Source organism: Winogradskyella psychrotolerans (assembly GCF_018860565.1).
Lineage (GTDB): Bacteria > Bacteroidota > Bacteroidia > Flavobacteriales > Flavobacteriaceae > Winogradskyella > Winogradskyella damuponensis.
In genome coordinates, this window is the sequence record NZ_JAHKPS010000022.1 from 247671 (window position 1) to 260217 (window position 12547).

The 12547-nt window shown below is 32.7% G+C and carries 13 protein-coding genes; 12 read left to right on the forward strand and 1 reads right to left on the reverse strand.

Annotated elements, in window-relative coordinates; all coding sequences use genetic code 11:
• The first annotated feature begins 11 nt into the window (after window positions 1-11).
• The 12 genes from atpA (at window position 12) to KO504_RS10060 (ending at window position 11910) form a co-directional block, all read left to right on the forward strand.
• Window positions 12-1592, forward strand: coding sequence for a F0F1 ATP synthase subunit alpha (atpA, locus tag KO504_RS10005; RefSeq protein WP_215926479.1), 1581 nt, complete (start codon window positions 12-14; stop codon window positions 1590-1592).
• A gap of 105 nt (window positions 1593-1697) precedes the next feature.
• Window positions 1698-2558: an ATP synthase F1 subunit gamma gene (gene atpG / locus KO504_RS10010; protein ID WP_215926480.1), complete on the forward strand. Its 861-nt coding sequence runs from the start codon at window positions 1698-1700 to the stop codon at window positions 2556-2558.
• Window positions 2559-2761: 203 nt separating this feature from the next.
• Window positions 2762-3112 carry a hypothetical protein gene (locus KO504_RS10015; protein WP_215926482.1) on the forward strand — a complete coding sequence of 117 codons (351 nt, stop codon included), beginning with the start codon at window positions 2762-2764 and terminating at the stop codon, window positions 3110-3112.
• 130 nt (window positions 3113-3242) lie between these two features.
• Complete coding sequence (locus KO504_RS10020; protein ID WP_215926484.1) at window positions 3243-4208, forward strand: hypothetical protein; 966 nt, start codon at window positions 3243-3245, stop codon at window positions 4206-4208.
• A gap of 116 nt (window positions 4209-4324) precedes the next feature.
• Window positions 4325-4855: a hypothetical protein gene (locus KO504_RS10025; protein ID WP_215926486.1), complete on the forward strand. Its 531-nt coding sequence runs from the start codon at window positions 4325-4327 to the stop codon at window positions 4853-4855.
• Between the two features lie 220 nt (window positions 4856-5075).
• A complete protein-coding gene (locus KO504_RS10030) occupies window positions 5076-6536 on the forward strand; it encodes an oligosaccharide flippase family protein (protein ID WP_215926488.1) in 1461 nt (486 codons plus the stop codon).
• A 48-nt stretch (window positions 6537-6584) separates the two neighbouring features.
• Window positions 6585-7019, forward strand: a complete 435-nt coding sequence (gene dut, locus KO504_RS10035; protein WP_215926490.1) for a dUTP diphosphatase — start codon at window positions 6585-6587, stop codon at window positions 7017-7019.
• A gap of 143 nt (window positions 7020-7162) precedes the next feature.
• Window positions 7163-8182 carry a sugar phosphate nucleotidyltransferase gene (locus tag KO504_RS10040; protein WP_215926492.1) on the forward strand — a complete coding sequence of 340 codons (1020 nt, stop codon included), beginning with the start codon at window positions 7163-7165 and terminating at the stop codon, window positions 8180-8182.
• A 41-nt stretch (window positions 8183-8223) separates the two neighbouring features.
• On the forward strand, window positions 8224-8538 hold the full coding sequence (locus KO504_RS10045; RefSeq protein ID WP_215926494.1) for an antibiotic biosynthesis monooxygenase family protein: 315 nt from the start codon (window positions 8224-8226) through the stop codon (window positions 8536-8538).
• On the forward strand, window positions 8531-9892 hold the full coding sequence (locus tag KO504_RS10050) for a tetratricopeptide repeat protein (protein WP_354667393.1): 1362 nt from the start codon (window positions 8531-8533) through the stop codon (window positions 9890-9892). The genes KO504_RS10045 and KO504_RS10050 overlap by 8 nt, the downstream gene beginning before the upstream one ends.
• A 3-nt stretch (window positions 9893-9895) precedes the next feature.
• The gene (locus KO504_RS10055; RefSeq protein WP_215926496.1) at window positions 9896-10687 is read left to right on the forward strand and encodes a DUF4292 domain-containing protein; all 792 of its coding nucleotides are present in this window, start codon (window positions 9896-9898) and stop codon (window positions 10685-10687) included.
• The gene (locus KO504_RS10060) at window positions 10687-11910 is read left to right on the forward strand and encodes a murein hydrolase activator EnvC family protein (RefSeq protein WP_215926498.1); all 1224 of its coding nucleotides are present in this window, start codon (window positions 10687-10689) and stop codon (window positions 11908-11910) included. Before KO504_RS10055 ends, KO504_RS10060 begins: the two co-directional genes overlap by 1 nt.
• A gap of 19 nt (window positions 11911-11929) precedes the next feature.
• Here the strand turns inward: KO504_RS10060 and KO504_RS10065 are convergent, their stop codons facing one another.
• Window positions 11930-12439, reverse strand: coding sequence for an acyl-CoA thioesterase (locus KO504_RS10065; RefSeq protein WP_215926500.1), 510 nt, complete (start codon window positions 12437-12439; stop codon window positions 11930-11932).
• Between the last annotated feature and the right edge of the window lie 108 nt (window positions 12440-12547).

Consider the following 12547-nt stretch of genomic DNA (forward strand, 5'->3'; position numbering starts at 1 on the left):
GACTAAAAGAGATGGCAGAAGTAAAACCAGCTGAAATATCAGCAATCTTAAAACAACAACTTTCAGGTTTTGAAGCAGGTGCTTCATTAGACGAAGTAGGAACGGTATTAACTGTAGGTGATGGTATTGTACGTGCTTACGGATTAGCTAATACACAATATGGTGAATTAGTTGAATTTGAAGGTGGTGCAGAAGGTATCGTACTTAACCTTGAAGAAGATAATGTAGGTATAGTACTTTTAGGAACTTCAATAGGAATTAAAGAAGGTTCTACAGTAAAACGTACAGGACGTATCGCATCTGTAAAAGTAGGTGAAGGTATTGTTGGACGTGTTGTAGATACTTTAGGTAACCCAATTGATGGTAAAGGACCAATTGTTGGTGATACTTATGAAATGCCTCTAGAGCGTAAAGCACCAGGTGTTATTTACAGAGAGCCAGTAACTGAGCCATTACAAACAGGTATTAAGGCTATTGATGCTATGATCCCTGTAGGTAGAGGTCAACGTGAGTTGGTTATTGGTGACCGTCAAACTGGTAAAACTGCCGTTTGTATTGATGCTATCTTAAATCAAAAAGAATTTTACGATGCAGGTGAGCCTGTATATTGTATATATGTTGCTGTAGGTCAAAAGGCTTCAACAGTAGCTTTAATCGCTAAAACTTTAGAAGAAAAAGGAGCTTTAGCATACACCACTATAGTAGCTGCAAATGCATCAGATCCTGCTGCAATGCAAGTATGGGCACCTATGACAGGAGCATCTATTGGTGAATATTTTAGAGATACTGGTCGTCCAGCTTTAATTGTATTTGATGATTTATCAAAACAAGCTGTTGCTTACCGTGAAGTATCTTTATTATTAAGACGTCCTCCAGGACGTGAGGCATATCCTGGTGATGTATTTTATTTACACTCAAGATTATTAGAGCGTTCTGCTAAGATTATCAATAACGATGAGATTGCTAAAGAAATGAATGACCTTCCAGATGTTTTAAAACCAATGGTAAAAGGTGGTGGTTCATTAACAGCATTACCAATTATTGAAACGCAAGCAGGTGACGTTTCTGCTTATATCCCAACCAACGTAATTTCTATTACAGATGGTCAGATTTTCTTAGATGGTGATTTATTTAACTCTGGTGTTCGTCCAGCAATTAACGTAGGTATTTCTGTATCTCGTGTGGGTGGTAATGCACAGATTAAGTCTATGAAAAAAGTATCTGGTACATTAAAATTAGATCAAGCTCAGTACCGTGAATTAGAAGCGTTTGCTAAGTTTGGTTCAGATTTAGATGCTGTGACTTTAAATGTGATTAATAAAGGAAAGCGTAACGTTGAGATTTTAAAACAAGCGCAAAATGATCCTTTTAAAGTAGAAGATCAGGTAGCAATTATTTATGCAGGTTCTAAGAACTTATTAAAAGATGTTCCTGTAGAGAAAGTAAAAGAGTTTGAAAGAGATTATATCGAATTCTTAAATGCAAAGCATAGAGATACTTTAGATTTACTAAAAGCAGGTAAATTAACTGATGAGGTTATTGATACGCTAACAAGTGTAGCAAAAGACCTTTCAGGAAAGTACAGATCATAAAGTTATAAGTTTAGAGTTATGAGACAACCAACTCATAACTCTAAATTTTAAGTATTAAACTAATGTCACTCTGAGCTTAGGCAAAGAGTCTTTATCATATAAAGAATGGCGAATTTAAAGGAAATTAGAAACAGAATATCATCGGTGTCATCAACGATGCAGATTACCAGTGCCATGAAAATGGTATCTGCTGCTAAGTTAAAGAAAGCCCAAGATGCTATTACAGCGATGCGTCCTTATTCTAATAAGTTAACGGAATTGCTTCAGAGTTTAAGTGCAACTTTAGATGCAGATTCTGGAAGTAAGTATGCAGAACAACGTGAGATAAAAAACGTACTTATTGTAGCTGTTACATCTAACAGAGGGCTATGTGGTGCCTTTAATTCTAATATTATTAAGCAAACTAATATTTTGATTAATGATGTTTATGCAACTAAAAATGTTTCAGTATTAGCTATTGGTAAAAAAGCTAATGATGCATTTGCAAAACAAAATAGAGTTATTGGAAATAAAAGTGAAATTTTTGACGATTTAACCTTTGATAATGTTTCTGTTATAGCAGAAATGCTGATGGATAAATTTGTATCAGGTGAGTTTGATAAAATTGAAGTTGTTTACAACCACTTTAAGAACGCTGCAACACAAATTATAATGACAGAGCAGTTCTTACCTATAGTGCCTGTAGAAAGTGACGATAACATTAATTTAGACTACGTATTTGAACCATCTAAATTAGAAATTGTTGAAGAGTTAATTCCTAAGTCCTTAAAAACGCAATTATACAAAGGTATTAGAGATTCTTTTGCCTCAGAACATGGTGCACGTATGACAGCAATGCATAAGGCAACAGATAATGCTACAGAATTAAGAGATCAGCTTAAATTAACATATAATAAAGCACGTCAGGCAGCAATTACTAACGAAATCTTAGAGATTGTTGGTGGAGCAGAAGCTTTGAATAATTAATACATGTGTCATTAAATAGTAATTAGTAGCTATAAATTATATAAACCTAACTTTAACGAGTTAGGTTTTTTTATGGAAATACATTTCCAAAATCTTATATTTATAATATGAAAATATTCAGAAGCATATTGGTTTTAAGTCTAGTACTGACTTGCGTTGTTACTTTAGTTCAATGTTCAAGTATACCAAAAATCGAAAAAAACATGCCCTTAACTTTTGAAACAGTTTATTATCAAAAATGGAATGCTGGAACACAAGAAGGTGGCTCTGGAATTAACGTTTATTTACAGTCAAAAAAATCATCCGTACAGTTAGATAGCATTTATTTTCGTGGTCATAAAACTAAATTACTGCCCGATGCGAATAACAGTTTGTTATATGTTGGACGATTCAAATCTAATGATAACACATCTAATTTGCCATTTAAATTAGAGGACGACGAGTGTGTTGTTAGTTATGTAAAAGCTAATAAAATGCGTTATTTTAAAATTTCAAATCTAAATGAGCGTAAGTTCTTAAATTATCCTAGTGCATCTCCAAAGCCTTTCCCTTAAGATCATATAGTGTTAAAATTATCTTTTGTTTCTGACTAAAAAATACCGTTTATCGAATAAATAGCACACTTTATAGTTGAAATTGGTTTTTTATCGTATATTGCGATTCCAAATCTTAACCTACAATAAAATGAAACTATTAAAGAAGGTAACTTATACCATTGTTTTAGCTGTTCTTTTTTCTTTGACTTTTCAATGTGCAGGATTAAAAGTAAATACGGCATCAGAGGCCACTACATCTTTTAAAGTTAAAACAATAGCTTATCAAGAGTGGCATGCTGGTGGTGATGAAGGAGGTACAGGAATTAATCTTTATGTACCAATCGTAAATAAAGATGATAACATATTAATAGATAGCATCTATTTTAGAAGTTCTAAGGGCCAGCTGGTTCGAAACTATAGTAGATATACTTCAGTTATAAAAAATAATTCACCAGAATACACTTTTGAAAATTCAGATAAATCTAATGACTATCCATTTTCTTTGGCTAATAATGAATGTGCTATTAGGTATGTAGAAAAAGGTGAAGTGAAATACATAAAAGTAACTGATGTTGTTAAAAGAGAAAAAATTTATTATGAAGAAGGTCCACCTTTAACTTATCAAAGGAGACGAGAAGCAATGATAATATCTGAAGAAAGTCCAAGTATAAAACCTATACCAACGTTTCAAATACCTTCTACGTTTAAAGTTAAAACCATAGCTTTTCAAGAATGGTATGCAGGTATAAAAGTTGGTGGTACTGGTATGAATGTTTTTGTACCGATAGTAAATAAAGATGATGATATCAAAATAGATAGTGTTTATTTTAGAAATCTTAAAGGTAAACTTGTCGAAAATTATGGTAGATATCAAGCCGTTCTAAAAAATAAATCTCCTTACTACACCTTTAAAAAGGCTGAAAAAGATAAAGATTTTCCGTTTACTTTAGCTGACAACGAATGTGCTATTAGTTATGTTGAAAATGGTGAAATTAAATATCTAAAAGTGACGGACATTAGTGAAAAAGCAGGTGTATATTATGAAAATGGCCCACCTTCAATTTATGAAAATAGCGCAACAACTTTAGTCGCATCTAATGATGAAGAAACATAATAGGGCTTTGTTTTAATTTTGGTGTAGTGTGTAGTTAGTCGATAAAATAGGTTTTTTACGGAGGTAATTGAATTTTTTATTTATATTGGCTTTTCCAAATCTTAACCTACACTACAATGAAACTACTAAAAAAGGCAACTTTAGCCATAGTTTTTGCTTTCATTTACGCCTTTTCTTTTCAGTGCGTAGCCCAAGAAGGCAAATTTAGACCCGTTTTCGAAGAGCAATTACCATTTAAAGTCAAACCAGCTGCTTTCCAAGAATGGTATGCGGGAATTAAAGTTGGAGGAACAGGAATAAATATATTCATTCCTATTACCGACTTGGATGAAAACATTAAAATAGATCGTATTTATTTCAGAAATCTTACATCAGAGTTAAGTAAGAAAGATGATAAATATTTTGCTGTACTTGAGAACAAATCTCGTGATTACACATTTAAGAAGCCTGAAGCAGATAAGGATTACCCATTTAAACTAAAGGATAGTGAATGTGTTGTTAGTTATATTGAAAATGGTACAACTAAGTATTTAAAAATAGGAACGGTGAATGAATTCGCTGGCGTTTATTATGAAAACGGTCATCCTTCAATTTACACAAATGAGTCGGCTACTGCTATTGCTACAGTAGATGACGATGATGAGTAAAGTTTTTAATTGAAAAATTTAGAAGAACCTTGTTTATTAACAAGGTTTTTTGCTTTGAATTTATTTTGACTTGTACTGTTTTGTGAAATATGAGTAAATGCTAGCCGTTTCTAAGGAAATAGAAAAAGTTAAGAAGAGTTCTTTATAATTAATTGTTTTAACTAGTTAAGTATGGCAAGTATTAATTTAATACTTTTGAAGTTTACTGTAAACAATACTTTTGAGCGGATTTAAATCACTTTTTAAACAAACATTCATTTATGGTTTAGCAACTGTATTACCAAGAATGTTGAGTTTTATTTTGGTACCACTTTACACAGACCCATCAGTACTCTCTATTGAAGAATATGGTCGTGTGTCCTTTATATTTGCTTACTTTGTGCTTTTTAATGTTGTTTTGGCTTACGGAATGGAAACCGCATTTTTTAGGTTTTTTAACAAAGAAGAAAATCAAGAAAAAGTAACAAGTACATCTGCAATCTCATTAATCATAAGTTCTTTTGCATTATTGGGCATTGCTTTTCTCTTTAGACATCAGATTTCAAATCTTATAAATATAGAGCTTAAGTATCTCAATTTAGTCTTTGTCATTTTGTTATTAGATGCCTTGGTCATTATACCATTTGCTTGGCTAAGAGCCACGGCAAAGCCTATGCGCTACGCGGTTATTAAAATATGTAATGTAGCCATTAACTTAGGACTCAATGTTTTCTTATTACTGTATTTAAAAGATTTGGCTCAAGGGAATTCGCTTTTTGAGAGCATTTATAAACCCGATTTTGAAATCAGTTATATTTTTATTTCTAACGTAATAGCAAGCGGACTAACATTGCTGCTGTTAATTCCTTTTTACACTAAAATCAGGTTTAAATTCGATACCGTTTTATGGAAAAAAATGATGCGTTATGCTATGCCAGTTCTTGTTGCAGGAATTGCGTATTCCGTTAATGAAACTTTTGACCGCATTTTATTAGAATATTTGTTGCCACCAGATGTTGCAGACGAAAAAATAGGGATGTATTCAGCCTGCTACAAACTCGCTTTATTTATGACTCTATTTGCAACAGCCTTTCGTTTAGGTATAGAACCTTACTTTTTTAGCCATTCTAAAGCAGATAATCCGCAAAAAAATTATGCTAAAATTTTAGAATATTTTGTGGCTTTTGGATCTGTGATTTTATTAAGTGTTGTGGTTTTTGCAGATGTTTTAAAGCCTTTTATTATACGAAGTGAAGCCTACTATGAAGCCATGTGGATTGTGCCATTTATTCTGTTAGCTAATTTTTGTTTAGGTATTTATCACAACCTTTCTGTTTGGTATAAAATAACAGATCGCACTAGGTTTGGAGCCTATATTTCAATATTTGGAGCTGTGGTTACTTTGGTCTTAAATTATGTTTTAATTCCTGTTATAGGTTTTAAAGGCTCAGCAATAGCAACTCTTTCAGCATATACTCTTATGATGCTATTGTCGTTTTATTTTGGAAAAAAATACTATCCAATTCCTTATAATTTGAAGAAAATAAGTTTATATCTTGTGGTATCAATCCTGTTTTCATTTATATTTTTCTATAACTATCGTGAGAATTATATTATTGGAATTGCAATGTTAATTGTATTTTTGGGACTGGTTATTCTACTTGAAAAGAAGGAATTAAAACAACTTTTAAAACAAAATTAATGTGTCATTCAGAGCCGTAGCAAAGCATCACATTAGATAAAATTTAACATGAAAATTAAAATAATAAATAAATCAAATCATCAATTACCACATTACGAAACTATTGCTTCCGCAGGTATGGATTTGCGTGCTAACTTATCGGAGTCTAGAATTTTAAAGCCTTTAGAGCGCAGTATTGTTGGTACAGGTTTATATATAGAATTGCCTGTTGGTATTGAAGCACAAGTAAGACCAAGAAGCGGATTGGCTGCAAAAAAAGGGATTACAGTATTAAATGCACCTGGAACTATAGATGCAGATTATAGAGGAGAAATAGGTGTCATTTTAGTAAATCTTTCTAATGAGGATTTTGAAATTCAGAATGGTGAACGTATCGCACAACTAGTCATAGCAAAACACGAACGTGCCGAATGGGTAGACTCCATAGAATTGTCTGAAACCGATAGAGGTGAAGGTGGTTTTGGGAGTACTGGAACAAAATAGACAAAGCATATCCTGCAAGGTTTCAAAAACCTTGTAGGTATTATTCGATTTTAGATGAGGTCATTTAATCGTAACCAAAAACGTAAATAAAGTTTAACAGTAAAAGATTTCCACTATTGTGGAAACGAAAAATAAATTTTCCGATGAAAATAATAGTACCAATGGCAGGCCGAGGATCTCGCCTAAGACCACATAGTTTAACCGTACCAAAACCATTAATACCTGTTGCAGGTCAGCCGATAGTACATCGCTTGGTTAAAGATATTGCTAAAGTTTTAAAGCAACCTATTGAAGAAATAGCTTTTGTTCTTGGTGACCCAGCATTTTTTGGTGAAGAGGTCGTAGAAAGTTTAAAAGAATTGGCAGAAGGTTTGGGAGCAAAAGCATCTATTTACAGACAAGATCAGCCGTTAGGAACAGGTCATGCTATTATGAGTGCAAAACCTTCACTTTCTGGTCCTGCTGTAATAGCTTATGCAGATACATTAATTAGAGCAGAATTTGATTTAGATCCTACAGCAGATAGTGTTATCTGGACAAAATGCGTTGCAAATCCTGAAGCTTATGGTGTTGTAAAGCTTAATGATGATAAAAATATCGTTGAATTAGTTGAAAAGCCAGAAACTTTTGTAAGTGACCAAGCCGTTATAGGTATCTATTACTTTAAAGATGTGGCTGTTTTAAAGGAGAAGTTACAAGAGATTTTAGATGAAAACATAATGAATGGAGGAGAATACCAAATTAATGATGGTATTAAACGCATGATGGCAGATGGAAGAATCTTCAAAACAGGAACTGTTGATGAGTGGATGGATTGTGGAAACAAAGCTGTTACTTTAGAGACCAACGCTAAAATGTTAGGCTTCTTAACGTCTGACAATGAAGAGCAATTAATCGATGATGCTGTTGTTTTAGAAAATTCAAAAGTGATAGAGCCTTGTTACATTGGAAAAGGAACGGTTTTAAAAAATACAACTGTAGGACCTTATGTTTCTATTGGTAAAGATTGTATCATAGAAAATTCAACCGTTAAAAATAGCTTAATACAAAACCAAACGACTATTAAAAACGCTAATTTAGACGAAGCAATGATTGGTAACCACGTTAAATATAATGGTGAGTTTACAAAGATTAGTATTGGTGATTATACCATTATGGAATAATTATTGAAATAGAATAATCGTGCTATTTAAATTTAGCAACTATGTATATCGTATTGTACACAATTAAAATAAAACCTAATCAAGAAGATAAATTCATTGAATCTTGGAAAGGATTAACAACGTTGATTTACAAATACGAAGGAAGTTTGGGCTCTCGATTACATAAAAAAGATGCACTAAACTTTTTTGCATATGCACAGTGGCCAGATAAAAATACATTTGATAACGCTGGAGGAAACTTGCCAGAAGAAGCCAATTATTTTAGAAATACAATGAAGGCATCTTGTGAAAAATTTGAAGTGTTAGAAAAATTTGAAATGATTGAAGACTTGCTAAAGCAACAACAAAGTGAATAGGACATTTATCTTAATATTCGTTTTTCTTTTCGGAATGGTAATCGTTCCGCAGACGACTTATGCTCAAGTTGATTTTAACAAGCGTCCAGATGACGATTTAGGAAATGTTGAAGACGAATTTCAAGAACACTTTTTTGAAGCTTTAAAGCAAAAAGGTATTGAGAATTATGATAGAGCCGTAGACGCACTTCATAAATGCTTAAATCTTAATAGTAAACTTCCTGTAATCTATTTTGAGCTTGGTAAAAACTACAATAAGCTAAAAAACTTTGGAGCTGCAGAAGAGAATCTAAAGAAAGCCATTAGTATGCAGCCAGACAATGTTTGGTTTTTAGATGAGCTTTACGATGTGTATTTTCAGAAAGATGATATTAAAAATGCTTTAAAAACCATTAGGCAATTGGTAAAATATCATCCAGATTATAAAGAGGATTTGGCGGCACTTTACGTTAGAGAAGAAAAGTATAAACAAGCATTAGATTTATTAGATGAATTAGATGCCGAATATGGTTTAAGCGATTCTAGAGACGCCATGCGTAACGATATTTATAGCATTACAGGCAATGCAGACGATCGTATTGAAAATTTAGAACAACGTATTGCAAATAATCCTAATAACGAAGATAACCACTTAAAACTCATCTACAGGTATAGTCAAACAGGCGATCAGAAAAACGCTTACAAGGCTGCCAAAAATTTACTAGAAGTAAAGCCAGATTCAAAATTTGCGCATTTGGCATTGTATAAGTTTTATCTTCAATATAATAAGATAGATGAAGCCATCAACTCTGTAAGAACTGTTTTAACAAGTCCAGAGATAAATGCAGATGCCAAAGCTAAAGTGCTTAAAGATTTTGTGGCTTTTGTGGCTAGAAATCCCGACTACGAATCAGATTTAATAGATATAACAGCACTTATAGACGATGACAAAGACGCACAAACCCATAGCGATTTAGGACATTATTACTTAAAAGCAGGCGATAAGGTTAAAGCGCTTACAAATTTTAAAGAAGCTTTAAAACAGAGCCCTAACGACTTTAAATTAATAAAAGACGTATTACTACTTCAATTAGATATTAAGGACTATAATGCGGTTAAAATAGATAGTGAGCGTGCTCTAGAATTATATCCTGCACAACCAATTTTGTATTTGGTAAACGGTGTCGCAAATAATAATTTGGGAGCATATAAAAAAGCTATCGATAATTTAGAAATGGGACTAGACTTCTTAATCGATAATCCAAGTATGGAAGCCGATTTTTATTCGGAATTAAGTTTAGCCTACAAAGCCTTAAATAATATTAGTAAATCTGAAACGTTTGCTAAAAAGGCAAAAGCCTTAAAAGCCCAATAATTAATGAAGTTACCTCAAGTATATAATAATTTGAAACTTATACTAAGTGTCATTTTAATAGCATTTGCATTCAGCTGTGGTTCCACCAAAAGCGTTATAGCTTCTGGAGTAGCTAGTGATAAACTCTCGGCTAAGCAAGTGATAAAACAGCACAAAAAGAACGATGCTGATTTTAAAACAATGAATGCTAGAGTTAAGATTGAATTAATCCAAGGAGATAGCGAGCAAGGATTTACCTTTAGCTTTAGAATGGAAAAGGATAAAGTGATTTGGTTAAGTGCGCCAATTGGTATGGCGCGTATGATGATTACTCCAGATAAAGTAAAGTTTTATAACAAGTTAGATAACGAATATTTTGATGGTGATTATAAACTATTAAGTGATGTTGTAGGTATAGATCTCGATTTTATGAAAGTACAAAACATCCTTTTAGGTCAGACGATCTATGACCTTAATGATGAGCCTCACCAGGTTTTTGTTAATAATAATTCTTATGCTTTAAGTCCAAAAGACCAGCATGCATTGATAGAGTTATTTTATCTTATAAATCCATCACATTTTAAAATGGATAGCTTGCAGTTACAGCAACAGTTTGAAAAAAGAATGCTTCAGGTAGATTATTCATCTTATCAAGAAGTGAAAAAACAAATACTACCACAGCATATAAGAATAGTAGCAGTTGACGATTCTGACCAAGTTACTATTACCATGGAATTTAAATCGGTATCTTTGAATGAAGAGGTTCGTTTTCCTTTTAATATTCCTTCAGGCTATAAAGAAATTGAAATTAAATAATGACTAAATATCGTTTCTATACTACACTAATAATAGGACTTTTACTGTCCTGTTCGTCGTTATTCGCGCAAAGCGATAAGCAAAAAAAATTAGAGCTTCAACGTCAACAAGTTTTAAGAGAAATGAAGCAAATAAATGCTTTATTATTTACTAAAAAGAAGGAAGAAAAATCAGCAATTACACTTATTGAGGATATTAACTACAAAGTAAACGTTAGAAAAAATTTAATTAGAATTACTAACGAGCAAGCCAATCTACTTACTAGAGAAATTAACACCAATCAAAAAGAAATTACAAGTCTTAGAACGCAGTTGCAAGAGTTAAAAGACGATTATGCTGCTATGGTTGTAAAATCATATAAAAGCAAATCAGAACAAAGTAAAGTGATGTTTTTATTGTCGTCAAGCAATTTTCAACAAGCTTATAAACGACTTCAATATATAAGACAGTATAGAGATTATCAGAAAGAGCAAGGAGAAGCTATAAAAATAAAAACAAAGGAACTTCAAGATTTAAATATTCAATTATCTAAACAAAAAGAAGATAAGAAAAAACTTATTGAAGAAAACCGAATTGCTAAACGCGAATTAGAAAGCGAATTAAAACAACGTGAAACCTTGATGGCTTCTATTAAATCTGACATGAGCAAATTTGCTGCTCAGATAAAAGCTAAAAAACAAGAAGCAGATCGTTTAGATAAAGAAATAGATCGTTTAATTGCTGAGGCTATTGCTGCAGCCAATAAAGAAACGGGTAAAAAATCGTCTACCGGAAAGTTTATTTTAACACCTGAAGCTAAAAAATTAGCAGCAAATTTTGCTTCTAATAAAGGTAAATTAGGTTGGCCAGTAGCAAGAGGTGTTGTTAAAGCTAAGTTTGGAAAAGGACGATCATTAACAGACAGTTCAGTTGAGGTAAACCATTCGGGAATTAAGATTGCCACGGAGGTAAATGCCGATGTTAAAGCAATTTTTAATGGTGTAGTATCTTCTATCCATGTTATGAAAAGAGGAAACCCAACCATTTTAATTAGACATGGTGATTATCTAACAATCTACCATAACCTTTCTAAACTCTATGTAAAAAAAGGGGATCAGATTACAACAGGACAAGTTATAGGTAAGGTTTTTAGCAATAAGATTACAGGAGAAACGCTTCTCGATTTTAGAATTTATAAAAATAACCTGAAGTTAAATCCAGAATCTTGGTTAGCTAGACGATAAATAAAAGAGGTTACTGTTATTACTCAAAAAGCGCCTTTAACTCAGTCGCTTCAGAAGGTTTCATTTTGCCAGCCAAAACTAAACTCAATTGTTTACGACGTAACGCAGCATCAAAACGCTGTTTTTCTAATTTGGTTTCTGGGACCAGCTCAGGCACTTTTACAGGTCGTCCTGTTTCATCTACAGCAACAAACGTATAAATAGCTTCATTAGCCTTTACGCATTCGCCAGACTCTCTGTCTTCAATCCAAACGTCCATATACACTTCCATAGAAGAGGTAAACGCTCGTGACACTTTAGCTTCTATCATCACAACGCTACCTAAAGGTATAGATCTGTTAAAGGCAACATGATTAACCGAAGCTGTCACGACAATACGTCTAGAGTGTCGTCTAGCAGCAATACTAGCTGCTCTATCCATACGAGCCAACAATTCGCCACCAAAAAGATTATTGATAGGGTTTGTTTCGCTTGGTAATACCAAATCGGTAACAATAGTTTTAGACTGAAATGCTGTTCTAGATGGCATAGATTTTTAAAATTTGTGCAAAGATAGAACGAATTTAGGATGAAGGTGGCATTATTATAACTAAAAAGTAATATTACTGAAGACTAATTGATAATCTCCGTGTAAATA